The following is a 25,819-nucleotide window of genomic DNA, read 5'->3' as shown; positions in this document are numbered from 1 at the left end:
GATATTAGAATAATTTTTTTTGCAGTCGGATAGATCTCCCTTTATGATAGATCCTGAGCAGGTTAAAGGGAGAGATGAGCTTGATTGAACAAGAGAATGGAATATTCCCCGCAGTGTGTCCGCTGGATTGCCCGGATACCTGCGGGTTATTACTGCATAAAGAACAAGGAAGAATTGTCAAGGTGACCGGGAATCCTGAGCATCCGATTACCAGGGGAGCCATATGTAATAAAGTACGGAATATGACGGAACGGATATATCACCCGGAGCGCGTGCTCTATCCGCTCAAGCGGGTAGGGGCGAAGGGGGAAGGCAAATTCAAGCGGATCTCCTGGGAGGAAGCTGTAACGGAGATAGCCTCCAGGTACAAAGAGCTGATCAGGGAACATGGGCCCGAGAGCATCCTGCCCTACAGCTTCTATGGCAATATGGGTATTCTCAGTGTTGACGGGATGGACCGCAGGTTCTTCAACCGGATCGGATCCACCAAGCTCCAGCAGGGGATTTGTAATGCCGCAGGCAACGCGGGATTCAAATACACCATGGGGTTCGGCGGAGGAACGATTCCCGAGGATGCTGCGGAAGCCGAGCTGTTCATTGTATGGGGCGGCAATATTGTAAGCACGAATATGCATATGATTCCGATCATCGAGAAAGCCCGCAAGCGCGGGGCGAAGTTGGTTGTGATCGATGTGCACCGCAACCGGACCGGAGAGCGGGCCGATTGGTTCATTCCGTTGTATCCGGGAACAGACGCAGCCCTTGCTCTGGGCATGATGCATGTGCTGTTCGATCGGGGGCTGGTGAATGAGGCATTCATGGCCAAGTATACCGTAGGCCATGAGGAGCTGCGCGAGCATGTTCGGGAGTATACGCCTGAGCTTGTGGCCTCCATTACAGGTGTGCCAGCCGAAGATATTGTGGAGCTTGCCCTGCTGTACGGGGAGACTTCCCCGGCTTATATCCATATTGGCAACGGACTTCAGCATCATGACAATGGCGGTATGACTGTAAGAACCATTACCTGCCTGCCTGCGCTGACCGGTCAGTGGCTGGTTAAGGGAGGTGGCGCCTTCAAATCCAACGGGCCGTATGGAACTGTGGACAGTAATGCTCTTGAACGGCCTGATTTGCGGCCGAATCCGGACGCGAGAATCGTCAGTATGAATCAGCTCGGTGATGTTCTGCTGGAGCTCGACCCTCCGATTCATGCCATGTTCGTCTACTGTGCGAACCCGGCTGTTGTGGCTCCGGAGACAGATAAAGTAGTGCAGGGACTTCGGCGTGAAGATCTGTTCACCGTTGTTCATGACCTGTTCATTACGGATACGGCCAAATATGCAGATATAGTGCTTCCGGCTACTTCAACCTTCGAGAACACGGATCTGTATACTTCATACTGGCATACTTATGTACAGCTTCAGGAGCCGGTAATTCCTGCGGCCGGGGAGAGCAAAAGCAATGTCGAGACCTTCAAGCTGCTGGCGGAGGCCATGGGCTTTGAAGAAGAGGCTTTCCAGGAGACAGAAGACGAGATGATTCAGGCAGCCCTGCAGTATGAGGATAATCCGTATCTTAAAGGGGTTACGTACGAAGCCTTGAAGGACCACAGGTTCGTGCAGCTCAATATAGAAGAACGGGCACACTATCTGGAACGGCTGACCACTCCATCCGGCAAGATTGAGCTGTTCTCTGCGCAGCTGGCCGAAGCCGGTCTGCCACCGCTCCCGACTTATGTCCCGCTGCATGAGGGCTATGACGGACAGCGCCGCCCTGAACAGGAAGCGGCCTATCCGCTGATGTTCATATCTCCGCCGAATCACAGCTTCCTGAATTCAACCTTCGCGAATGTACCGAAGCTGATGTCACTGGAGAAAGGCCCTACCCTTCAAATTCATCCTGTCGACGCGCAGCATAGAGCGATTGATGATGGCGATAAGGTCACGGTATGGAATGACCGCGGCAGCTTTGTAGTCCAAGCAATGGTCACAGACAAGATGCTTCCCGGTATAGTGGTCAGCCAGGGTCTATGGTGGGAAGCGGATGGGGGAAGACAGCGTGCCAACGCGCTCACTCCAAGCCGGCTTTCGGATATGGGAGGAGGAGCTACCTTCTTCTCCACCGTAGTCGATGTGAAGAAATGCTAAAGAGTGATTTGACCCTGCATGTTACTGATGTAAAGCGTCAGCCTGTGTGCTTGCAGGGTCGCTGGTTATGAAGGATACTGATAATCTGAGCAGAAGACTGACGATTAGAAATAGGCGACTGGATAACATAAACATCCTTGGAAGGAGCCCTTGTGCGGGCTTCTTTTTGCTTGATTGCAGACTTGGCTCATCAAGAAGACAGATAGGAGTGTCAGAGATGAGATGGTTGCAGACATATCCGGGAGAAGTGAAGGTGTTTCTCTTGGCCAGCTTGATTAATGCTGCAGGCAGTGCATTAATGTGGCCGCTGATTACCATGTATATTTTCAAAGAGCTGGGGCATAGTATGACCGATGCAGGGCTTGTGATACTAGTTCAGTCAATAGGCGGGATTGCTGGACAGGTACTTGGCGGAGCCCTCTATTACCGGGTGGGGGTTAAGCGGCTGATTGTAGGCTCCCTTATCCTTAATGCGCTGGCTCTGGGACTTCTTCCGCTTACAAGTGCGCATTTTACGGTATTTATGCTCCTGATGCTGATGGTCGGATTTTGCAATGCTTTGTCGCTGCCTGCCATTCAGGCCTTTGTGGGTTTCCGGTTTGCAGACCGGCGCGGAGAATTGTTCAATGTCATATATGTGGCCAATAATCTTGGAGTGGCTTTGGGGACTTCACTCAGTGGTGTACTTGCCCAGATTTCATATAACTTGAGCTTTGTAATGAATGGACTGACATCACTTGTATTTGCGGGTTTCTTTTATCTCTATCTCAACAAAGTGGAGAAGGGCGCGGGCGGACTTCATCTTGAGCGGCGCAGACATTCCCGCTCGAACCAGGGAGTCGGGGACTTGATTAGAAGGTACCCAGTGTATTTCTTCATGGGTACAGGCTCTCTTTTCCTATGGCTGGGGAACAGCATCTGGAACAACGGGGTAGCTCCCTTCACAATTTCAGCGGGGCTTCCGGAGTGGAATTACAGTATTTTGTGGACTCTGAACGGAGTACTGATCTTTGCGGGACAACCCTTCATCAGTTGGCTGAAGAAGACAGTAGCCGGGACGTCCCAGGCACAAATGATTGGAAGTGCAGTATTCTACATGCTGGGCTACATCTGTATTCTCAGTGTACAGTCCTATCCGGTTCTCGTTATGGCCATGGTGCTCACTACTTTCGGCGAGATGCTGATCTCTCCGGCAATTCCTGCCTTCATCTCCGATCATTCCGGTAAGAACGCGCCGTTCTATCTGGGACTGGTAGGCGGAATGGGAGTAGCGGGAAGAGTGGTCGGCCCATATGCCATGGGGGTGCTCTATGATTCGGGCGGGCTTGGCCCGGTAGCCTGGCTGTCCGTGATTATCGCCGCATTGTCTGTGGGTTCTTTCCAAATTCACGCATGGTTGAACCGCAGTCCATACGGCAAGGAGATCTCTTCATAATCTGATTACAGCTGAATGAGAAGTCCACATGCGGAGTTGCCAGGAATTAGTAGAATTGTTGGTGAGCCAGGGCACCTCTGCGAACCTGAGGAACTTTGTCGACTGGCTCTAAATGTTACAATAAATTTATTGCCAAGTAAATTTTAATATGTTACTATAACACTGCAATTGAAAACGTTACCGGAATGGATGCCGATAAGGTTATCGGAAGCGTTACCATCAGTTTCTGATTATATTCACGGAAACGCATTCAATTCGCGAAATAAAATGTAATAAACAAGGGGGAAATAGAAGAATGAAGATGAAGAAATGGCTAACGCTCATGCTCTCCATGACTTTGCTCGCAGGTCTTGCTGTAGGTTGCAGCAGCAGCAAAGATAATGAGCCGGCAAAAAATGCAGGCGAAGGTTCCACTAAGACGGCTAAAGAAGAGATTTACTTCCTGAACTTCAAGCCTGAAATTGCTGAAACTTACAACAAGATCGCTAAAGATTACGAAGCTGAGACTGGCGTTAAAGTTAAAGTTGTAACTGCAGCGAGCGGTACTTATGAGACTACGCTGAAATCGGAAATCGCGAAATCAGATGCCCCTACAATTTTCCAAATTAACGGACCTGTGGGTTACCAATCTTGGAAAGACTACACTTTGGATCTGAAAGATACCAAATTGTACAGCTACCTGACAGACAACAGCCTGGCTGTTAAAGACGGTGAAGGCGTGTACGGTATCCCTTACGTTGTAGAAGGCTACGGCATCATCTACAATGACGCGATCATGAAGAAGTACTTTGCACTTGCAAATAAAGCGGTTCCATACACTTCTGTAGCAGAAGTCAACAACTTTGACAAGTTGAAGGCGGTTGTTGAAGACATGCAAGCGAAGAAAGATGAGCTTGGTATTAAAGGCGTATTCTCCTCTACTTCCCTGGGTGCAGGTGAGCAATGGAGATGGCAGTCTCACTTGGCTAACATTCCTTTGTACTATGAATTCAAGGATAACACTTCCATTAAGGATCCAATCCAAGCTGGAATTCAATCCAACGAAATTACATTCAAGTATGGCAAGAACTTCCAAAACATTTTCGACCTGTACACTAATAACTCTGTAACTAAGAAAACATTGCTGGGTAGCAAAACTGTAGCTGACTCTATGGCTGAATTTGCTCTTGGTCAATCCGCAATGGTTCAAAACGGTAACTGGGGCTGGTCCCAAATCAATGGCGTATCCGGTAACGTAGTTAAAGCTGATGATGTTAAGTTCATGCCTATCTACACTGGCGTTCCAGGGGAAGAGAAGCAAGGTCTGGCTATCGGTACTGAGAACTACTTCGCAGTGAACAGCAAAGTATCTCCTGAGAAGCAAAAAGCATCTATCGCTTTCTTGGAATGGTTGTTCTCTAGTGACAAAGGTAAGAACTATGTAACTAAAGAGCTTGGTTTCATCGCTCCTTTCAACACATTCAAAGAGGACGAAAGACCAGCAGATCCGCTTGCTAAAGAAGTTAGCAGCTGGATGAGCAAAGGTCTGAACACTGTACCTTGGACCTTCGCTGCATTCCCAAGTGAAGACTTCAAGAACACCTTTGGTGATGCATTGCTGCAATATGTTCAAGGTGGTCTGCAGTGGGCTGATGTAGAGAAGATCGTTAAAGACGCTTGGAAGTCTGAAAAAGAAAAATAAATTAGAGATCTAAATTATGCCACTGTGCGCCCGAAGGTTCACAGTGGCATAACCATTAATCCTGGATAAGGAGTAGGAATATGCAAAAGTCGATAAAAAAATATTTTGCTCTTTTTGCATTACCAACCATACTAGCTTTTTTAGTTATTTTTGTAATTCCATTCATACTGGGTATTTATTTGTCCTTTACAAAGTTTACTACGGTAAACGATGCTACTTGGGTAGGGCTTCGAAATTACGTCAAAGCATTCTCTAACAAGGAATTCCTTAATGCTCTTTGGTTTACAGTCAAATTCACAGTAGTGTCTGTAATTTCGATCAATGTGCTCGCTTTCTTGCTGGGTCTTCTTTTGACTCGCGGAAAAAAAGGCACGAATTTCTTCAGAACTGTCTTCTTTATGCCTAACTTGATAGGCGGTATCGTGCTAGGTTATATCTGGCAGCTTATTATTAACGGTGTTCTTATTCATTACGATCTTACAATGACTTCTAGTGCAACCTATGGATTCTGGGGACTGGTTATTCTCATGAACTGGCAGCTGATCGGTTACATGATGATTATCTATATTGCCGGTATTCAGAACGTACCTAAAGACTTAATGGAAGCGGCTCAAATTGATGGAGCGAACCGCTTCAGAATTCTGCGCAGTGTAACACTGCCAATGGTAATGCCTTCCATTACAATTTGTTTGTTCTTGTCCTTGTCTAACTCATTTAAGCTGTTTGACCAAAACTTGGCACTCACGGCCGGAGCTCCAGCAAAGCAAACTACGATGTTGGCTCTGGATATCTATAATACTTTCTATGGTAGAGTCGGTTGGGAAGGCGTAGGTCAGGCGAAAGCGACTGTCTTCTTCGTCCTGGTAGCACTTATTGCCTTGGTGCAACTCGTCATAACCAGAAGAAAGGAAGTTGAGAATTGATGCAAAAGGCACGTGCGAAAGATTATATTATTTTCATTATCATGCTGATTCTGTCTGTTGTATTCTTATCTCCTATATTCATCGTTCTGATGAACTCCTTCAAAGGGAAATTCTTTATCAGTGATACACCTTTTGAATTACCGAAGGGCTCAACATCTGTTGGATTGGATAACTATACAGGTGGGGTAGCGAAGACAGACTTCTTCAGTGCATTTGGGATGTCGGTGTTCATTACGGTATTCTCGGTAGCAGTTATCGTGTTATTGACTGCGATGACCGCCTGGTATATTACCCGTGTTAAAGGAAAGTTTTCAAGTATTATATACTATGCTTTTGTATTCTCGATGATCGTTCCTTTCCAAATGGTTATGTTTACGATGGTGAAGACAGCTAACATGCTGCACCTCGATAACCCGATCGGAATTATTTTCATCTACTTGGGCTTTGGTGCAGGTCTGTCCGTCTTCCTGTTCAGTGGATTTGTGAAATCCATACCTCTTGAGGTTGAAGAAGCTGTTATGATTGACGGTTGTGGTCCGGTTCAGGCGTTCTTCAAAGTCGTATTCCCGATCTTGAAGCCGATTGCGATTACAGTAGCCATCCTTAACGTAATGTGGATTTGGAATGACTACCTGCTTCCTAAATTAGTCATTGGTACAGAGTGGCAGACGATTCCTCTGGCAATTCAATACCTTAAAGGCGGATATGGTTCCATTGATATGGGTGCGATGATGGCTATGCTCGTGTTGGCTATTGTGCCAATTGTCATATTCTATCTATTCTGTCAAAAGTATATTATTGAAGGTGTAGTGGCTGGAGCAGTTAAAGGTTAAAAGTCAATAAATTAGTAGGGTAGCTTTCTTGATCTGAGTTAATCAAGAGTACCCTGCTTTTTATTTTGATGAGATAACGGGATTCTGGAAGCCCTAGCAGTTTATTGTCAATTGGTGCTTTAATTGCTATATTTATGATGACAAAAAACAAAAGATGTAGCTGCATGTACCATGGAGACTACAGCGTAAGGAAAGAATAAATATGGCTATTACGATTATAGATATTGCAAAAATGTGCGGTGTTGGCGTAACGACAGTCTCAAGAGCTATTAATAATCATCCTGACATCAACGAAGAGACAAAAGCCATGATTATGCAGGTGATTAAAGAGAACCATTATGTCCCCAATAATAGTGCGCGAAATCTGAAGCGCTCCGCTTCCAAGACGATTGCCGTGCTTATTAAAGGGATCACCAACGCATTTTTCAACCGGATGATACAGGTATTTGAGAAGGAAATTCAGACCAAGAAATATTCGTTCATTATCCAGCGGGTAGATGAGAATCAGGACGAGATCGAAGTTGCGATTGAACTGGTTAAGGAGAAGCGTCTTAAGGGAATTGTATTCCTCGGCGGTAACTTCCTGCATCCCAGAGAAAAGCTGGATCAGTTGACCGTGCCATTTGTGCTCAGCACCATAGGGATGACTGAGGAATTCGATCCGGATGAATATTCTTATGTCGCGGTGGATGACTTCAAGGAAAGCTACAAGATGGTGGATTATCTGTGCAGTCTGGGTCATAAGCAGATTGCAATCATCACAGCTCCGATGGATGATGTAAGTATCGGGAAGCTGAGATATGAGGGCTACAAGAAGGCGCTGGAGGATCATGGAGTTGAGCTGAACGATCAACTGGTGCTGTGTATGAAGGAAGATATCGAGAGCTATTCCATGGAGAATGGCTATGTAGTAACGAAGGAGCTGCTGGCATCCAAAGCAGAGTTCACGGCTATCTACGCCGTATCTGACAGTATGGCCATTGGGGCATGCAAAGCTTTGGTCGAAGGCGGCAAAAGGGTGCCGGAGGATTACTCTGTGGCCGGATTTGACGGGGTGGATATCTCATTCTATTATAATCCGTCCATTACAACGATCAGGCAGCCGGTCGAAGAAATTGCAGAAGAGACGATTCGCATATTGTTCGATATGATTAATAAAAAGGTTACGCATGCTCATAAAATTTTCCCGGCGGAGCTCATTGTCAGGGAATCAACCCGGCTTTTAACATAAGAGCTGGGTTCTTTTTGTCTTTAGATGACGTATTTCCGAGTGGCTGTCTTATTGAGTATATCGTAGCTATGAGGAATACTTAGACTTTCGGCGAGGAATGCTTAGATTTTCGGCTGCTGCCCCTCTTCCGATTGTTTTCTCGAATCCGCTAGTGCGGCCGAGATCGGGGGAGAAATGTAGCTGGTATGGAGGTAACAGAGGATGAAGTTAGACCATGCGACGATCCGTGTATCCGAGCTTAGGGATGCGGCGGAGCTGATTGAAATTGATAAGCTTGTATGGAATTCAGAGACGACACCTGCCGTTCTGCAGCCAGTCACCCGGGAGAGCTTCCTGCAGCAGAACCCCCCGGGTTCCCAGCTGGTTGCGGTTATCGGGGAGATCGTATGCGGATATTTGGGCTTCTTGTGCCCCACGCCGCTTCAGAGCAACTGCCATGTGTACGAAATTAATATTGCGGTGCATCCTTCCTATCAGCGGAATGGAATCGGACGTACACTGATGGAGGGAATGAAGCAGTATGCTGCCCTGCAAGGAAAGCGCAAGCTCTGTCTTCGGGTGCTGGCGACGAACGGAAGAGCGCTTGAATTCTATCGCAGCTGCGGTTTTATGGAGCAGGGCAGGCTCGTGGAGGAGTTCTATCTGAATGGCAGGTATGTCGATGACATTCTGCTGTGGTACCCGGTTCCACAGCTGAAGGCGAACGAAGGGCCGGAATTCTGAGATAGAGGGTTATCCTCCATGCTGCACGTTGGCGAGACTCATTTCACCGGGGTCTGTCCTTGAGGCGCAAGCGGAGTCCTGTTGTACCAGGCGAAATTATGAGATGCCCTTCTCCTGCTTGATATGGGACAGTAAAGCCTGAAGACCCTGGGTGAGCAGATCGTAGGTCTCCTGGAAGTCTCCCGTGAAGTAAGGGTCAGGCACATCCTTGACCGGAAGCTCCTTCGTAAAGTCCAGCAGCCGAAAAGTCTTAGGATCTCCCTGCTTACCGGAGAGCTTGTACATATTCTGAATGTTGCTTTCATCCATAGCAATGATGTAATCGAACTGTTCCATATCCTGACCGGTAATCTGTCTTGCAAAAAGCCCCTCGGAGCTAACCTGATATTTCTTCAAAATGTCCAGAGTACCTTGATGCGGAGGGTTGCCAATATGCCAGTCCCCTGTCCCTGCACTATCGATCTGGAATTGCTCCTCTAAGCCTTCCTGCTTGACCAGATGTCTGAACATGGCTTCCGCCATGGGTGATCTGCAGATGTTGCCCAAGCAGACGAATAGTACTTTTACCATGTGATGCAGCTCCTTTTCCTGAAGTTCATTTTTGACGCAAGTATCGTCTTTTTATTGACACTATAACGAAGTTGGCTGAGAATATCAAAGGATTCATGCAGCGAGGTGCACATGTAAGGTGGAGTCATTGAACTATTGTGCAGTTATCGGTATATTTAAATGAAATAAACTAAAGGGAAACCAAATGGAAAGGTGGAGATACTGTGACCCATGCAAGCACACCTCCGAATTTTATAAAAAATATTATTACGGAAGATCTGAAGAACGGCAAGGTGAAGGAGATTGTCACCCGCTTCCCGCCGGAGCCCAACGGCTACTTACATATCGGACATGCCAAAGCCATTTGGATCAATTTCACCCTGGCGGACGAATTCGGGGGCAGAACGAATCTGCGGTTCGATGATACCAATCCAGCCAAGGAAGATGTTGAGTATGTTAATTCGATCAAGGAAGATGTGAAATGGCTCGGATTCGATTGGGAAGAGCTTCGCTTCGCTTCCGATTACTTCGAGGAAATGTATAACCGTGCTGTGCTGCTGATTAAGAAGGGGAAGGCCTATGTGGACGACCTTAGCGCAGACGAGATTCGTGAGAAGCGCGGCACGCTTACAGAGCCAGGCGAAGACAGCCCTTACCGCAACCGTTCGATCGAAGAGAATCTCGACTTGTTCACCCGCATGCGTGCCGGTGAGTTCAAGAACGGGGAGAAGGTCCTGCGTGCAAAGATCGACATGGCATCACCGAATATTAACCTTCGCGATCCTGTCATTTACCGGATCTCGCACGCTACCCATCACAATACAGGAGAGACCTGGTGTATCTATCCCATGTATGCCTACGCGCATCCGCTGGAAGATGCTATTGAGGGGATTACCCATTCCCTGTGTACAATCGAGTTCGAAGATCAACGGCCTTTCTACGACTGGGTGGTTGCAGAGACCGAGATGCCTCATGCACCGCATCAATACGAATTTGGCCGTCTGAATCTGGCCTCGGCCGTTACAAGTAAGCGCAAGCTTAAGATGCTCGTAGATGAAGGCATTGTCGATGGCTGGGATGACCCCCGTCTGCCAACCATCTCCGGTCTGCGCCGCCGCGGGTATACCCCGGATGCGATCAAGAGCTTCGTCTATGAAGCCGGTATCTCGAAGGCTCAAGGGCAAGTAGAGACCGCGATGCTGGATCATTTTATTCGGGAGGATCTTAAGCTCAAGGCGCCGCGTTCCATGGCGGTACTTCACCCGCTAAAAGTAGTAATCACGAATTATCCGGAAGACCAAACAGAATTGCTTGAAGCCGAGAACAACACGGAGAATCCGGAAATGGGCAATCGTCAAATTCCATTTTCCCGGGAGCTGTATATTGAACAAGATGACTTCATGGAGAATCCGCCGAGCAAATACTTCCGTCTCTTCCCTGGCAACGAAGTCCGCTTGAAGCACGCTTACTTCATCAAGTGTAATGAGGTCATCAAGGATGAAGCCGGTAATGTAGTGGAGATTCATTGTACTTATGATCCAGAGACGAAGAGCGGTACCGGGTTTACCGGACGCAAGGTTAAGGGAACGATCCATTGGGTGGATGCCGAATCAGCGATTCCAGCCGAGTTTCGTCTCTATGAGCCTCTGATTCTGGAAGAGACCGGTGAAGATGAAGCGGACTCCGAAGGAGCAGAAGAGAAGACCTTCCTGGATCAGATCAATCCGAATTCCTTGACTATCGTTCAGGGGTATGTGGAGCCCGAGCTGAAGGAAGCGAAGCCGCAGGACAAGTATCAATTTTTCCGTCATGGTTACTTCAATGTGGACAGTAAGCATTCCAAGCCGGGAGAGCCAGTGTTCAACCTGATTGTATCGCTGAAGAGCTCGTTCCAGCTGCCAAAATCACAATAATCTGCTGGATTTATACTTTAAAGGGCGTACGTTTCGTATATGACATACGAAAGTACGCTCTTTTTACTGCATACAATGAGGAGGATCGGGTAATTTTAAGTGGGATACGCGTAAATTCATTTGGGGAAACTAGGAAAAAGGTTGTTTTCGAGTTAAAACGTGTGTTACACTTTAAAAGTAAATAACTAACTAAAAGAAGGTAGGTATTTAACATGTCAAATACATTCTTCGATGCGGTGAAAAACAGACGTAGTATCTATGCCCTTAGCAAAGAATCTCCTATTTCTGACGAAAGAATTCAAGAAATCGTGAACGAAGCTGTGAAACATACTCCTTCTGCCTTCAACTCCCAAAGTGCACGTGTAGTTGTCCTGCTTGGTGAGCAGCATGATAAGCTGTGGAACCATACTGAAGAGATCCTTCGGAAAATCGTAAATAATGAAGAGAATTTCAAGTCTACTGCGGAGAAAATGGAATCATTCCGTGCGGGTTATGGTACCGTCTTGTTCTTCGAGGATACGAGTGTAGTAGCGGGGCTGCAGCAGCAGTTCGCAGCATATGCGGATAACTTCCCAATCTGGTCCGAGCAATCCTCCGGTATGCTGCAATTCGTAGTATGGACCGCGCTTGAACAAGAAGGTCTAGGCGCTTCCTTGCAGCACTACAACCCGATCATCGACGAAGCAATCGTAGCCGAATGGGGAATTCCGGAATCCTGGAAACTTAGAGCTCAGCTTCCTTTCGGTAAAGTTGCAGCACCAGCTGGCGAGAAGCAGTTCCAGCCGCTTGAAGAGCGCGTGAAAGTATTTAAATAAAGTTCTCTCTCTCTTTAAACTTTAATTTTGCTAAAAGGAGGAAACCTTGTTCATCAGGGTTTCCTCCTTTTAGCAACTAACGTATTTTCTTTTAAGGTTCCACTATTGTATGAGGTTACTGGGCTTCTACCAATTTTTTTAGTTCAAGTAAAATCGGATTATCGTCATCCTTGTTAGATTCATGAGTGCTTATTTCGGGTCTATTGTCATCCTGTTCAATAATAAGCTCCGTTGAGTCTCCATCACCGTGTAGTATGTAACTCATAACGAAATAATTCTCTGGCTTATCTTCCAACCCTGGACGTGGTGCAAAAAGGCTATATTTAATCAAAGAATAGGGTGAGAAATCTAAGACCTTGCCCCATTGTTCATAAACATTTCCTTCCCACTCGCTGTAAAAGCGAATTTCATTACCGACTTTCCAATCTGTTAAAAGATTGCTGCCATATTGCCATTGTTTAACCAACTCTGGTCTCACAAGAGCATCCCACACTTTACTCAAAGAAGCATTAATGATCACTTTAGAAATGTTTTTAGCCATTACTCCACCCTCCTTTAAAATAAATATATTAACTTCGTCATTCCTCATTAATTATCCTTTTAGCAGAGATCCAGGCATTGGTTATACAGTCGATCTTTCGATCAGCTTGAAAGAAATCTCTTTGGTCAAAGGACCGCTGGTCACTTCGCGAATCAGTTCGTCAGCGATGGTCATGGCGCTTGCTCCCATCGTATAAATCCCGTTATCCATCGTGGTAATACCCAGAACTTCGGAGATGGGCATATTATCGAAGCTGATTATGGCGAGGTCCTCAGGCACTCTTAGCCCCTGGCGTCCGGCTTCAAGCAGAATCCCGGCAGCAACCTGGCCGCTGGTCACAATAAGCGCTGTGGGCCGGTCTGACTGTTCCAGCATACGGCGTACCAGGAGCACCCCGTCTTCAATGTCCAGGCAGTGGTCATAAATCCAGCCCGGATTAACCGGAATGCCAAGTTCAGCATGGATATCACAGTAGGCTTCATACCGCTTGCTGCTGCTGGGTCCCTCCATCCTGCTTATCGAATAGCCGATGGATGTGTGGCCTTTGCTCCACAAGTACCGAATTCCTTCCTGGAAGCATTGATAATGATTCAGGAATACGGAGGATATGGGGCTCTCGCCGATCTCTTCACAGAGCACAATAGGCCCATACGGAATATAAGCCTCAAGATGCTCCAGAGGCAGGGAACGGGAGCAAATAATGACCCCGTCAATTTGTTTGTTCCGCATCATTTCCAGCATTCGCTGCTCCTCTTCAGGCTGATAGCTTGTCTGAGAGACCATAAGCTGATAACCCGACTTAAGCGCTTCTTCGGCAATCCCTTCCATCATCACACCGAAATAGGAATGATTAATCGTGGGCAGGATGACCCCGATAATCTGGGTTCTGCCTTTCAGCAGATGCAGAGCATTGATATTACGGGAATAATGAAGACGTTCAACCGTCTCAAGCACCGCTCTGCGCTTGTCTTCCTTAACATAGGGGTGATTATTGAGAACACGAGATACGGTAGCTACAGAGACGCCGGCGATCTTGGCGATTTCTTTGATGTTGGCTATGGATCTCACCTCCCATAAAGCCATAATAATAAATCTCACAAACTCCTTGCTCTGAAATGCGTTTCATACATTATATTAAAAATGGGAAGAACGTTCACTCCCAAGCAGCAGACAATCCGCTTCAGACCGGCGTTACCTGACTCCAGGGCGTAACGGTCTCATGGATTGTCTGTTATTCTTTGTGATGAATAACCGGGGTGTAACCATGCCGGTATAGACGATATCCCATCGCGGCGAAGCCTAGAGCTCCGCATAAGGTTAGCATAAGACATATTTTGTACATAGTCACCGCTCCAAAATACTGGTACAGCCATCCCCCGAATACCCCGGCTACCATGCCGGATATTCCTCCGAGGAGCAGGGTGTATACAGCCTGTCCTGAGGATCGGTAGGGTCTTGGCAGGAACAGGGTAGTAAGCTGGGTACCTACATAGAAGAATCCGCCGAAGGTGACTGCGTGCAAGATCTGAATGAGTACAATCTGAAGAGAAGTAGTCACCTCGGCCATGAGCATCCACCTTAGAGCGAGCAGCAGACTAACCACGAACATGCAGATCATGAGATGGGTGATTTTTCTACGCATATATTTCCGCAGCAGTATGAAAATGCCCGCTTCCAGAATCGCAGACACGAATACCGCCAAACCGACGTAAAGCTTAGAACCTCCCAGATCCGTGATGAATAAAGGCATGAACATGGCATTCATGGAATTGGGCACAGCCACAAGCATACCCAGTATTACAAAAGATACGAAGTGCTTGTTCTTGAGGGAGCGGGTGAATTCCCACAGATTCAGCCATGGCGTATCCGGAGCCCGGTGGAGCGGTTTAAGCATCAGCGCGGAGCTTGCGGCCAGAACCAGAATTAGAGTGAACAGCAGGAACATGCCTAGCGCTCCGGAAAAGTCCATAACCGCTCCTGCAATTACGGCAATAAATGCCCAGCCCAAGGATCCCCAAAGCCGGAAGGACTCAAACTTTCGTCCGGTGCTTTCCGTATAACACAGGGTTAAAGTATTGCTTTGCGTAAGCAGCGGCGTCTGGAGGAAGTAGAACAAGATCATGGTCAAGTAGAGCATGCGGTAGGTGTCTACCAGAAATATAAGATAACCGACGAGCAAGAGGCCGGACATCATCAGAAGAAGCACGTACCTCGTATTCTGCTGACGATCATTGCTGTATTTCCAGAACGGATTGGCGGCAAGGGATATAATCGGGCCCATAGAGAGCAGCAGACCAATCTCCAGCTTGTTCATTCCGGCTTCCTGCAAATATAATTGAAAAAAGGCAGAGAAAATAACCATAGCCCCATAAACGAAGAAATTAAGCAGCTTAAGAGGAAGTAATGATGGTATGGGTTGTGACGTGTGTTGAGGTCGCAAACGCGCCATTCCTTTCTGGCTTGCATAGATAGCAGCCTGAACTCGGGTAAAGAAGATCATGGTCGCTAAATAAATTGGGTAAGATCAATGTATCATGTGACGGAAAGGGATACAAACCAGGTTTTATCGAATTTTCTTAATTATGGCACGAAGGGAAGGGGATCATTCATGGATGTCACAGGCATTGTGATTGCAGGAGGACGTTCAAGCCGTATGGGAAGCAACAAGGCGCTGCTTCCTATTGGTGATCACCCGGTGATCGAGAATCTGGTTCGGAATCTGGAACAAATTACCGACAGATTGATTATTGTATCCAACGACGAATCTCCCTACCGTTATCTCGGCAAAGAAATTGTGCCTGATTGCTATAGGCAGGCTGGACCGCTTGCGGGGATTCATGCGGGACTATCGGCCTCGGGAAGCTCGTGGAATCTTATTACGGCTTGTGACATGCCGTTCCTGAACACGGCCGCCTTACGGCGGCTTAGAATAGAGGCGGAGGCCATACAGGCACGAGAGCAAGATTCCTGCGGCGGTGAACTAACCGAAGCCTTGATCCCGCGCACCTCGGATGGGGTGCTGCCGCTGCTTGCGATGTATAAGCGTTCCGTGCTTCCAAGCCTTGATGCAGCTCTCCGGGAGAATCAGCTGCGCCTCATCCCGTGGACACAATCGCTTCGGGCAGCCTATATTCCGGCCTCAGAGCTGTGTAGGGAAGCGGGGCTGACTGAGGAGATGCTTTCCTACAACATGAACCGGCCCGGAGACTATGAGAAGGCGTGCCGGATTTATGAGGAATCCAGATCAGAGTAGTTGGATCACAAAAGAAGCCGCCCGCATCAAATTGAGCGGGCGGCTTGCTTATGGGGCTGTTCCGTGACCGGCGCTGCCGGGTCAGGGACAACCACTGCTTATCCGCCGATCTGGGACATCCGGCGTGAGGTTGGGGTGTTGCTTTGCTCTTTCTTTTCCAGAGCAAGCGCCATCTCATGGTTCTTCGGCTTCGTCCCCAGCGAGTTAATGAACATGGAGCGGATGGCGTCAGGATCATTCTTGCCAGTGACCTTGCGGATGTTGAACTCCTCCGACCAGTACAGGCAGGACTTGATATGGCCGTCCGCGGTTAACCTTAGCCGGTTACAGTTGTCACAGAAGTGATCGCTAACCGGGTGGATCAGACCGAAAGTACCTACGGCACCCTTAACCCTCATGTTCTGTGAAGGGCCATTTCCCTTCAGCTGGCTTGCGGCTTCAGTCTCCCAGCCGGCTTCCTTGCATACCTCCATAACTGCTTCAAGAGGCAAGTACGATTTACGCCAGGAATCTGTAGCGCTGCCAATGGGCATATATTCTATAAACCGCACATGAATAGGGCGGTTCAGCGTCATGGCAATGAAGTCTTGAATTTCATCGTCATTCGAGCCTTTCATCAGCACCACGTTCAGCTTGATAGGCTCAAGACCGGCCTCTTCTGCGGCCGCAATCCCCTCAAGCACCTTGGAGACGTCGCCACCACGGGTGATGACGGCATATCTGTCCTTGTGAAGTGAATCGAGGCTGATATTAATCCGGTTCAGCCCGGCTTCCTTGAGGAGGCCTGCCTTCTTGGGCAGGAAAATGCCGTTCGTGGTCAGCGAGATATCTTCGATCCCCTCGATTTGGGACAGCATGTGGACAAGCTGCTCCAAATCCTTGCGCACAAGCGGCTCTCCCCCGGTAAGCCGGATCTTGCGCAATCCGATCGGCGCCAAGGCGGAGACGACTTCGGCAATCTCCTCATAGGACATGATTTCCTCATGCGGCTGAAATACCATGCCTTCGGCAGGCATACAGTACACGCAGCGCAGATTGCAGCGGTCCGTTACTGAAATCCGGAGGTAATCGTGAATCCGTCCGAAAGAATCCTGCAGCATTTCCATCCAGATTCACCCTTTCTTCGATATGGTACTGGTGTTCAACTAATAATACTTCTTATATTATAATTCATTTTAATGATTAACGAAGCAAGTAATAGAGCATTCTGATGAAAAAAGATTGAACACCTCACGGAATAAAAAACATTCTGAAAGCGTGTTCACGCTAATGTCATTTTTATGTGTGAATCTATTCACTTGGGAAGATCTGTATTGGCTATAATGAAGGAGAAGAGACGTCGTCAATCAGAGGGAAAGAAGGCGGTATCTCTACCTATAAGTGAATTTAGGGAGCTGACTTATGATGACAACGACCGTGTTCGGGAATGGGGTTACTGCAAGCGAGGAGCAGATGCTGTGGCTGGAACGAAGAGGCTGGGTGTACCAGCTGCTGGTTGATTTTCTTGGACGTGAGCCGCGTCTTTCCTTAATCGCACAGTACCGCCGTCAAGGGAAGCTGAAGGGACCCGTTATATCGGGTGAGGGAGCCCGGATGCTGAAGGGTTATTTGGAAAGTATCGATGAGAGAAAGCTTCGGCAGGTATGTTATGAGGAAGCGGATGAATATATGAGACTGTTCATAGGGAGTCAGGCCGTACTGCCTTTTACAGAAGGAGTATTTCGGGCAAGAGAGGAGGGGCTAGAAGCCTTGAGGCAAACCTCTGGGCTCGGAACAGTCTATTGTGAGTGCGGGGTTGTGTTCAACAAGCTGCACAACGAGCGGGACGATCATATGGCGATTGAGCTTGAATTCATGTCGGTGCTAGCAGATCGGATGCTTGTGGCTGGCTGCGTTAAGAATAAATGCACAGAGCTTGCCGACATGCAGCTCTGGTTCCTGGAGTCGCATCTGCTTCAGTGGGCGCCCGCCTTCGCGGAGTCGCTGCACAGAGAGGCAAGAACCCCGCTGTATCAAGGCTTGTCCGTACTGATGTCCGACTTTCTTCCAAGGGATCTGGAGATGCTGCGTTCTTGGAGAGCCGCGCTGAGTTCGTGATTGAGAATAGCGCTAGGGCAGCTTCTGGGTGACACTCGTGAATGGCAGCCGTAAGCTGAGGCATGGTCCGCGTAATAGACCTTACCTTGCTAGTATGGACCAGCAGCGGAGATTCCGTGCTGGAGAAGTGGAAGCTAGTTATATATGAGAAAGGGCCGTATCCCTTGTAGAGTCATCTACTTGGGATACGGCCCTTTCTTATTATCGCTCTTCACTTCCGAATGAAGAGCAGTTGATCTTCATTCGAATCTTAAGCTTTGGCTGCGGCTTTGGCTTTGGTATTGGCTGCAGATTTGGATCTGCCGCCTCTGCGGAGCTTCATCAGGAACTCATACACAATCGGCACGATGACGAGGGTCAGCAGGGTCGAGCTGATAAGTCCCCCAATAACCGTGATGCCGAGGCCGCGAGAGATGATTCCCGCACTGTTCTCAAGGCCGAAGACCAGCGGCAGCAGAGCGCCAATCGTGGCTAGAGCGGTCATCAGAATCGGACGAAGCCGGGTTGCTCCCGCTTCCAGAAGTGCTTCGCGTGTCGAGAGGCCCTCACGCTCCTTATGAATAACACGGTCGATCAAGACGATGGCGTTCGTAACCACGATCCCGATCAGCATGAGCGCTCCCATAAGCGAGGATACATTCAGGGTCTCTTTGCCGATCAGTAGAGCGATCAGTGCGCCAATGACAATGAATGGCAGCGAGAACAGGATGGCGAAAGGCGCAAGCCCGCCGCCAAAGGTGACTACGAGCACGAAGTATACGATCGCGATCGCGGCCGCCATGGCCAGACCTAGTTGGGTGAAGGTGTCGTTGATCTGGGCAGTGACACCGCCGAATTCCACAGTGACGCCATCCGGCTTGTCGTAGGCGTTAACCTTGTCCTGGAGGCTTTTGGAGGCGCTGCTAACGTCTGTAGAGATGATGTTGGCACTCACCTCGATCACCATTTTGCCGTCAATACGCATGATGGAGTTAGGTGAGATGCCTTTCTCTACTTTTGCAACATCCTTAATCGCTACTTCCTTGCCAAGTGGAGACATTAGCGTTTCGTTCTCGATGTCTTGCAGGCTCTTGTACGTTTTATTGTCGGCTTCGATATATACTTTGTAGTCTTTGTTGTCGATCTGAACCTCGGTCAGAACCGGGCGCTCACGCTGCGGACTGAGCTTCATAGCTAGTTGTCCGGCCGTAAGGCCAAGCGAGCTTAGCTTCTCCTGATTGGCGACCAGGGTGTACTGATCATAGGCTTTGGACAAGCTGGAGTCGCCTTTGTCGAAATGAGCCTTGTCTTCATTTACCCATTTGAGGATCTGATCCGATACCGGCTGGATCTGCTTCAGATTGTCGCCAAAGACCTGTACGGCGAGCTTGCTGCCGCCCATGCCGCCGCTCATGCCGGACATTTCTTTCCAGGTTCCGTCAGGGACCTGTACCTTCAGATCCTCGACCAGCTTCTTCTTCACATCTTCAAACTTCTTGGTGTCTTCCTTATAGATCACATAGAACAAGGCGGAGTTGGAAGGGCCGGGACTAAGCGGATTGGTGCCCCCGACTGAATACTGTATTTTATCCAAACCTGGCTGCTTCAAAATAAACTTCTCGGCCTTCAGCGCACGCTGCTCGACATCCTCACGCGTATCGCCTGGCGCTGGTGAATAGGTGACCATTACATATTTCTCGGACTGCTCCGGCATGAAGCTGGTACCGATGTATTTGGTCAGGAACAAGCTGCCAATCAGAAGCAGAACTGCTGCTCCGAAGGTAATCAGCTTGTGGGACAGAGCCCAGTTCAGTACCTTCTGATAGCCGCGGGCCAGCGCCCCTGGCTTCTCTTCGGGATCATGGGTCTTCTTAAGACCATTTCTGAACAAGGTATGAGCGAGTGCTGGCACCAGGGTAATAGCCACCAGCAGGGACGCGAGCAGCGAGAACACCATCGTAAGTGCGAATGGGGTGAACAGCTCGCCCACCATACCGCTAACGAAGGCTAGCGGCAGGAATACCGCAATCGTAACGATCGTGGATGACGCGATCGGGATGAACATCTCGCGCGTCGCTTCGCGGATGAGTTCGCTGCCCTTAAGCTTCTCGCCGGTCAGGGAGAGACGCCGGTAGATATTCTCGATGACGACGATAGAGTCGTCGACTACCCGCCCAATGGCTACGGTCATGGCCCCAAGGGTCATCATGTTCAGTGTGATATTCATCTGACGCAGAGCCAGTACGGCAATGAGCAGCGACAGTGGAATTGAGATAATCGAAATGATGGTAGAGCGGATATTGCGCAGGAAGATCAGAATGATCAGCACCGCGAACAAGGCACCGAACACCGCTTTGCTAAGCATGGTGTTCACGGAGTCCTCAATCGGCTTGCCTTGATCCATCAGAATGGTGAGATCGAGATCCTTGAATTCGGACTTCAGCGATGCCGCTCTGTCCTTGACTTTGTTAACGACATCTACCGTATTGGCATCATTGGATTTTACAATTTGGATCCCAATGGATTCCTTGCCGTTGGTACGGGAAATGGATTCGGCTTTGCCCACGACATTAATCGTGGCTACGTCCGACAGCTTAACTGTAGGTATGGATGCAGGTACTGCTGCAGCTTGGATCCCGGCTGCTCCGGCGGTACCTTGCGCAGCCGTCTGCCCAGCACCGGCATTGCCCGCGTTCGCAGCGCCGCCCGCGGCAGTGCCTTGGCCCGCTGCGCCCTGTGCACCAGCGCCGCTCGCAGCAGTGCCTTGGCCTGCTGCGCCTTGCGCGCCAGCGCCGCTAGCGGCATTGCTCTGGCCTGCTGCGCCTTGTGCGCCAGCGCCGCCCGCCGCAGAGCTCTGCCCAGCGGCTCCGCCGCCTGGAGTTACGGGAATGGTTACATTCTTCAGGTCTTCCACTGTGGTGATGGCTCCATCCACAACGACAGCCTTCTGAGATTTATCCATCTCGAACAAGCCGAGCGGGACACGAACGGCCGAAGCCTGCACGACCCCTTTTACCGTATCCTCGGTAAGGCCGAGTTCCTTAAGCTTGTCTTGATTGAACTTCAATTGAACTTCCTTCACATATTGACCGGCTACCTGGACGGAAGCTACGCCTTCCAGCTTCTCCAGTGCAGGCTTAACATCATTCTCGGCTGTCCGGGTCAGGTTCTCCAGACTATTGCCGTTCTTGGCATTCAGGCTGAGTGAGATGACAGGCAGAGAACTTAGGCTGAAGCGGGTAATTTGCGGCTTCTGGGCACCGTCCGGAAGCGTTACGCTGTTGAGCGCTTCCCGTACGGCCGCCGAAGCGTTGTCAAGATTTGCTCCATAGTTAAACTCAAGAATAATAGATGAGGCATTCTCCATGGAGGTGGACGTAATGGTCTTGATGCCTTCCACATTCCGCAGTCTTTGCTCCAGAGGCTTGGTAATCTCCTCTACCACATTCTCGGGTGCTGCACCTGGATACACGGCCGAGATGCTTAAGTATGGCACATTGATATTCGGGATCGTCTCCTGCTTCATGGTAAGTCCGCTGTACAGACCTGCGGCTACAACAATGATGGTTAGCAGCCAGACCGCGAATTTGTTTCGCAGTGAGAAATTAATAATTCCTTTCATACGTAGGTAACTTCTCCTCTCATTTTCTCTCTAATCACCCGTGCGTGACGGGCCTTGTCTTGAATTCGTATGTAGAAGCATGGCAGCTTCCAACTCTCTGAACTTCTCTTCAAGCTCCGGAATGTTCTCCAGATTCCTGAGCATCCCCTGCAGAATTACGCGCCGGGGCTGGAGCTCCACAATTTCCTGTTCCAGAATGTGCAGCGAGTCCAGCACCTCTTCCTTGCGCTCAGCAGGCAGGCTGAGATTCTTCACCCTATTCTTCATGGATTTGATGACTTGGAGCGGGTGCTGGTCCGAAGCCAATCCCGAGATTCCCTCATGTGCCCACTGTTCCAGCATCTCTGATGAGAAAAGAGGATGCGGGCGCTTCTGCAGGAATCCTTCACTCAATTGATCCAGTGCGAACATCAGGTGCTCGGACATTTGCTGTATACTTATGCTGATTCTTGGATCAAATAGCAGTCGTATATAGGAACCGAACGAGCCATGGAGGAACAAGGTAAGATCCGCAGCATAAGGAGCAATCGCGGAGCCGTAGACACGCTCAAGCCTAGTCTGCGCCCAATTGAGCAGCATGAGATTGTTGTCCTTCACACACTGCGGCTCCATGTTCTTCTTGCCGTGGGTTACCCAGTCCCGAAGCTGCATCAGAAGAAATTCCCGCAGCTCCAGCACCAGGCTGAGCAGGACCTCAATCTGCTTCCGAAGGCTTTCCTTCGCTGATAGACCGGTCTGTTGATCGACCTCAATCAGGTGTTCCTGAAGCATTTGATAACAGTGGTTGTAGATGCTGATCTCCAGTTCCACCTTTGACTTGAAGTGGAGGTACAAGCTCCCCTTGGACATTCCGCAATGCTCGGCGATTTCCTGCATGGAGGTTGCCGAGGATCCCTTGACCGAGAACAGCTCCATGGCTGTACGAATGATGTATTTTCTTTTATCCGCCGCTTTCTCAGACAACTGCTTAGACTCCTTTCTGACCATTGGGTTCTTCATCTGACCACTTAGTCATTTACAGTATATTACACTCTAATTCCCGGATACAAATTTGTTCTAGTGAATCAGCTTAAGTCCCACGGATGACCCCAGAATGACAGCGATGCAGACGAGTCTTCGCCACTCCTTAGGTTCCTTGTATAAGAACATTCCTACCAAGGCGCTTCCGACCGTGCCGATTCCCGTCCATACAGCATAGGCTGTTCCCATAGGCAGAGTAGTCATCGCGTAAGAGAGCAGGGAGAAGCTGCACAGAAATCCGATCCCCAGTAGACCATAGGACAGCAGATTCCCTCGCAGGGTAACCTGCTTGATTCCAATGACACCGAATACTTCACAGCACCCGGCGATAATAAGAGCGATCCAGGCCATTACGATTACGCCTCCTCATGTGTGTTGTCCGACATCAGCTTCAGGCCGATTACCCCAGCCAGGAGCAGTGCAATCAGCAGAGTCTTCGACCACCTGAAGGGCTCGCCGAAGACAACCATTTCCGTGATGACCGTACCTGCTGTGCCTATACCTGTAAAAACAGCATAGACGGTCCCGACCGGGAGCCGTCTGGAAGCTTCAATAATCAGCCAGAAGCTGAGCGCAATAGCCGCTCCGGTAATTAACCAATACCACCAGGTATCGGCGTGCTTAAGCCCGCTTACCCATACTACCTCTATAATTCCGCCCAATAGGACGTAAAGCCAGTGTCTGTTCATATGCTTGTCTCCTTCTGATCCTGATTCATCAATCCGGCTCTGCCGCCGGTAATTCCGGCCCAGTAGATAGGCCATGCGGCCTGAAGACGTTTCTTGGATCTTTCAGGCTGCGAATACAGCAGCTCCACCATGATCCCGTCTGCCAAGGTCATATAGGCAATAGCTGCCTGGTGGATGTCCATAACCGTGAATGTACCTATGCGGGATTCTGACTCCATAAGCTTGATCAGCTTGCTCTCCAGAGAATCCAGGAATGGATAGATGATATGGGTGACCTCTTCATATACGGCATGTGGCGGGAAAAAGAGCATCCGCATCACGAATTTCGTATCCTTATTCCGCTCATATTCTTCCTGTAACATCAGGAATAGACCCCGCAACCTTTCCTCCAGCGGGTCACCTTGACGGCTCAGGAAAAAATGCACGATCCGGTGCCTTTCCTCCTTGAACACGCGGTTGAGCACACTCAGGAATAGATCCTCTTTGCCCTTGAAATGGGCGTAAATGGACGGTTTCTTGATGCCGGCCGCCTCAGCGATATGCTGCAGGGAGGCGCCTTCGTAGCCGTCCCTTGCGAACTGGGCAAGGGCGGCCTCCAGTATTCGCCGTTTACCAATTGACATGAATGTATACCTACCTTCCTAACGATCGGTAGGTTGATTCTTTCACATATGCTTATTACTGTCAAGGCGTGTAAGGTTCAGACAACTTATATCGATATATTAATTAAGGTGGAATAGGGTTAGGAAGAATAGTCAGGTTCATGTAAAATGGAAGTATGTCTGGAAAGGCGATCCATCGAAGAAAAGGAGATCATGCATGAGACGTGGCTTGCAAATCATACTCATTACGGCAATTTTATTTGCCTTTTATTTTTTAGGCTTTGGATTCTTCGGCAAGTTCGGAGGCACGCTGGTCAGTGTCTTTCAGACGCTGACGGTTATTACGGTGGGGCTTGCCATCTTTATGGAGAACCGGAATCCTTCCAGCACTTTGGCGTGGATCCTGCTGCTAGTTCTTCTGCCGGTGGTTGGCTTGATTCTCTATTTCCTGCTTGGCCAGAATTACTTCAAGCGGAGGAAGTTCGACAAGAAAGCGATGAACGACCAGAAAGCTTATGAAATGATTGATAACAATAACCTGCATGCGGCTTTCGATCTGTCGGCCTTCACCCCTGGACAGCAGAAGCTGCTTAAGATGTCTCACAAAATCGCCCGCACCCCGTTCTCCATGGCCACGCGTACGCGCATACTCACCAACGGCGAGGAGACGTTCTCCTCGCTGCTGAAGGAGCTGAAGATGGCGAAGCATCATATTCACATGGAGTACTATATCTACCGTGCGGATGAGATTGGCCGCGAAATTCAGCAGACCCTTATTGAGAAGGCAAGGGAGGGCGTGGAGGTCCGCTTTATGTTCGATGCGGTGGGGAGCATCGGCCTGTCCAAGGTCTTCCTGAATGAAATGAGGGAAGCCGGGATTCAGATCGGCATTTACGGGCAAGTCCGGTTCCTGGCCTTGTCCAGCCGGGTGAACTACCGCAATCACCGCAAAATCGTCGTAATCGACGGGAACACGGCCTTCATGGGCGGCCTGAATGTCGGGGATGAGTACTTAAGCCGGAGCAAGACGTACGGCTTCTGGCGGGATACCCATATGCTTGTGAAGGGAGAAGCGGTGAGATCGCTGCAGATTATTTTTCTCCAGGACTGGAAGTACGTCACCGGCGAGAAGATTCTCGGCCTGGAATATCTGTCGCCCGAGCTTGAGCGGGGCTGCAGCGGTGCCGTTCAAATCGTCCCCAGCGGTCCGGACAATCCGAACCGTTCTCTCAAGGATATCTTCTTCTCCATCATTACCTCGGCCAAAGAGTCCGTATGGTTGGCAACACCTTATTTCATACCGGACGAAGATCTGCTGACCGCTCTGCGCGTAGCGGCAATCTCGGGTCTCGATGTACGTATCCTGTTCCCGGCGAAGCCGGACAAATGGCTGCCTTATCTGGCCTCCCATTCCTACTTCCCATCTCTGCTTGAAGCTGGTGTGAAGATCTATGAATATGAGAAGGGCTTTCTGCACGCGAAGCTGCTCATTGCGGATGGAGAAGTGGCCTCGGTCGGCACGGCGAATATGGATATGCGGAGCTTCCACCTTAACTTTGAGGTCAGTACACTTCTGGTTCAAAGCGACAGTGTCCGCAAAATCGTTGAGGACTTCGAGCGGGATCTGCATTCTACCAAGCTGATTGAGAGAAAAGCCTTCATGAAGAAGCGCGTCGTTGTCCGCCTTATGGAATCGGCAGCCCGGCTGATGTCACCGCTGCTTTAGGGAAGACATGGCTAGTGAAGCCGCGGAATTGCATAACCTA

General features: G+C 49.3%; 22 protein-coding genes. 12 read left to right on the top strand and 10 right to left on the bottom strand.

Going from position 1 to position 25,819, the window contains the following annotated elements; translation table 11 throughout:
- Positions 1 to 74: 74 nt before the first annotated feature.
- The 7 genes from ACEN86_RS18690 (at position 75) to ACEN86_RS18660 (ending at position 8,973) form a co-directional block, all read left to right on the top strand.
- A complete protein-coding gene (locus ACEN86_RS18690; protein WP_495631981.1) occupies positions 75 to 2,147 on the top strand; it encodes a molybdopterin-containing oxidoreductase family protein in 2,073 nt (690 codons plus the stop codon).
- 217 nt (positions 2,148 to 2,364) lie between these two features.
- Positions 2,365 to 3,582: an MFS transporter gene (locus tag ACEN86_RS18685; RefSeq protein ID WP_495631980.1), complete on the top strand. Its 1,218-nt coding sequence runs from the start codon at positions 2,365 to 2,367 to the stop codon at positions 3,580 to 3,582.
- 295 nt (positions 3,583 to 3,877) lie between these two features.
- Positions 3,878 to 5,263, top strand: coding sequence for an ABC transporter substrate-binding protein (locus ACEN86_RS18680; RefSeq protein WP_495631979.1), 1,386 nt, complete (start codon positions 3,878 to 3,880; stop codon positions 5,261 to 5,263).
- A gap of 80 nt (positions 5,264 to 5,343) precedes the next feature.
- Positions 5,344 to 6,186 (top strand): carbohydrate ABC transporter permease, encoded by an 843-nt coding sequence (locus ACEN86_RS18675; protein ID WP_495631978.1) that lies wholly within the window; start codon positions 5,344 to 5,346, stop codon positions 6,184 to 6,186.
- Positions 6,186 to 7,019 carry a carbohydrate ABC transporter permease gene (locus ACEN86_RS18670; RefSeq protein ID WP_495631977.1) on the top strand — a complete coding sequence of 278 codons (834 nt, stop codon included), beginning with the start codon at positions 6,186 to 6,188 and terminating at the stop codon, positions 7,017 to 7,019. Before ACEN86_RS18675 ends, ACEN86_RS18670 begins: the two co-directional genes overlap by 1 nt.
- A gap of 202 nt (positions 7,020 to 7,221) precedes the next feature.
- A complete protein-coding gene (locus ACEN86_RS18665) occupies positions 7,222 to 8,250 on the top strand; it encodes a LacI family DNA-binding transcriptional regulator (RefSeq protein ID WP_495631976.1) in 1,029 nt (342 codons plus the stop codon).
- A gap of 201 nt (positions 8,251 to 8,451) precedes the next feature.
- Positions 8,452 to 8,973: a GNAT family N-acetyltransferase gene (locus tag ACEN86_RS18660; RefSeq protein WP_495631975.1), complete on the top strand. Its 522-nt coding sequence runs from the start codon at positions 8,452 to 8,454 to the stop codon at positions 8,971 to 8,973.
- Between the two features lie 96 nt (positions 8,974 to 9,069).
- On the opposite strand, the gene ACEN86_RS18655 is transcribed toward ACEN86_RS18660, so the two are convergent.
- Positions 9,070 to 9,543 carry a low molecular weight protein-tyrosine-phosphatase gene (locus ACEN86_RS18655; protein ID WP_495631974.1) on the bottom strand — a complete coding sequence of 158 codons (474 nt, stop codon included), beginning with the start codon at positions 9,541 to 9,543 and terminating at the stop codon, positions 9,070 to 9,072.
- Between the two features lie 203 nt (positions 9,544 to 9,746).
- On the opposite strand from ACEN86_RS18655, the gene ACEN86_RS18650 reads away from it, so the two are divergent.
- Positions 9,747 to 11,435 (top strand): glutamine--tRNA ligase/YqeY domain fusion protein, encoded by a 1,689-nt coding sequence (locus ACEN86_RS18650; RefSeq protein ID WP_495631973.1) that lies wholly within the window; start codon positions 9,747 to 9,749, stop codon positions 11,433 to 11,435.
- A 212-nt stretch (positions 11,436 to 11,647) separates the two neighbouring features.
- Positions 11,648 to 12,250, top strand: coding sequence for a nitroreductase family protein (locus ACEN86_RS18645; RefSeq protein ID WP_495631972.1), 603 nt, complete (start codon positions 11,648 to 11,650; stop codon positions 12,248 to 12,250).
- 115 nt (positions 12,251 to 12,365) lie between these two features.
- Here ACEN86_RS18645 and ACEN86_RS18640 read toward each other — a convergent pair whose 3' ends face one another.
- The 3 genes from ACEN86_RS18640 to ACEN86_RS18630 form a co-directional block, all read right to left on the bottom strand.
- Complete coding sequence (locus ACEN86_RS18640; protein ID WP_495631971.1) at positions 12,366 to 12,791, bottom strand: SRPBCC family protein; 426 nt, start codon at positions 12,789 to 12,791, stop codon at positions 12,366 to 12,368.
- 81 nt (positions 12,792 to 12,872) lie between these two features.
- Positions 12,873 to 13,874 carry a LacI family DNA-binding transcriptional regulator gene (locus tag ACEN86_RS18635; protein WP_495631970.1) on the bottom strand — a complete coding sequence of 334 codons (1,002 nt, stop codon included), beginning with the start codon at positions 13,872 to 13,874 and terminating at the stop codon, positions 12,873 to 12,875.
- Positions 13,875 to 14,022: 148 nt separating this feature from the next.
- Positions 14,023 to 15,240, bottom strand: coding sequence for an MFS transporter (locus ACEN86_RS18630; RefSeq protein ID WP_495631969.1), 1,218 nt, complete (start codon positions 15,238 to 15,240; stop codon positions 14,023 to 14,025).
- A gap of 159 nt (positions 15,241 to 15,399) precedes the next feature.
- Here ACEN86_RS18630 and mobA point away from each other — a divergent pair, with 159 nt between their 5' ends.
- Positions 15,400 to 16,044, top strand: a complete 645-nt coding sequence (gene mobA, locus ACEN86_RS18625; protein WP_495631968.1) for a molybdenum cofactor guanylyltransferase — start codon at positions 15,400 to 15,402, stop codon at positions 16,042 to 16,044.
- Positions 16,045 to 16,142: 98 nt separating this feature from the next.
- Here the strand turns inward: mobA and moaA are convergent, their stop codons facing one another.
- The gene (moaA, locus tag ACEN86_RS18620; protein ID WP_495631967.1) at positions 16,143 to 17,150 is read right to left on the bottom strand and encodes a GTP 3',8-cyclase MoaA; all 1,008 of its coding nucleotides are present in this window, start codon (positions 17,148 to 17,150) and stop codon (positions 16,143 to 16,145) included.
- A gap of 295 nt (positions 17,151 to 17,445) precedes the next feature.
- Here moaA and ACEN86_RS18615 point away from each other — a divergent pair, with 295 nt between their 5' ends.
- Positions 17,446 to 18,141, top strand: a complete 696-nt coding sequence (locus ACEN86_RS18615; protein ID WP_495631966.1) for a TorD/DmsD family molecular chaperone — start codon at positions 17,446 to 17,448, stop codon at positions 18,139 to 18,141.
- 250 nt (positions 18,142 to 18,391) lie between these two features.
- Here ACEN86_RS18615 and ACEN86_RS18610 read toward each other — a convergent pair whose 3' ends face one another.
- The 5 genes from ACEN86_RS18610 to ACEN86_RS18590 form a co-directional block, all read right to left on the bottom strand.
- Complete coding sequence (locus tag ACEN86_RS18610; RefSeq protein ID WP_495631965.1) at positions 18,392 to 21,742, bottom strand: efflux RND transporter permease subunit; 3,351 nt, start codon at positions 21,740 to 21,742, stop codon at positions 18,392 to 18,394.
- A 30-nt stretch (positions 21,743 to 21,772) separates the two neighbouring features.
- A complete protein-coding gene (locus ACEN86_RS18605; RefSeq protein WP_495631964.1) occupies positions 21,773 to 22,705 on the bottom strand; it encodes a TetR/AcrR family transcriptional regulator in 933 nt (310 codons plus the stop codon).
- Positions 22,706 to 22,798: 93 nt separating this feature from the next.
- Positions 22,799 to 23,113 carry a DMT family transporter gene (locus tag ACEN86_RS18600; RefSeq protein ID WP_495631963.1) on the bottom strand — a complete coding sequence of 105 codons (315 nt, stop codon included), beginning with the start codon at positions 23,111 to 23,113 and terminating at the stop codon, positions 22,799 to 22,801.
- A gap of 5 nt (positions 23,114 to 23,118) precedes the next feature.
- Positions 23,119 to 23,451, bottom strand: coding sequence for a DMT family transporter (locus ACEN86_RS18595; protein ID WP_495631962.1), 333 nt, complete (start codon positions 23,449 to 23,451; stop codon positions 23,119 to 23,121).
- On the bottom strand, positions 23,448 to 24,074 hold the full coding sequence (locus ACEN86_RS18590; protein ID WP_495631961.1) for a TetR/AcrR family transcriptional regulator: 627 nt from the start codon (positions 24,072 to 24,074) through the stop codon (positions 23,448 to 23,450). The genes ACEN86_RS18595 and ACEN86_RS18590 overlap by 4 nt, the downstream gene beginning before the upstream one ends.
- 196 nt (positions 24,075 to 24,270) lie before the next feature.
- Here ACEN86_RS18590 and cls point away from each other — a divergent pair, with 196 nt between their 5' ends.
- On the top strand, positions 24,271 to 25,779 hold the full coding sequence (gene cls, locus ACEN86_RS18585; protein ID WP_495631960.1) for a cardiolipin synthase: 1,509 nt from the start codon (positions 24,271 to 24,273) through the stop codon (positions 25,777 to 25,779).
- The last annotated feature ends 40 nt before the right edge of the window (positions 25,780 to 25,819 follow it).

Source organism: Paenibacillus sp. Paensp111, from assembly GCF_059492195.1.
This window is presented reverse-complemented; position numbering and strand designations above follow the sequence as displayed.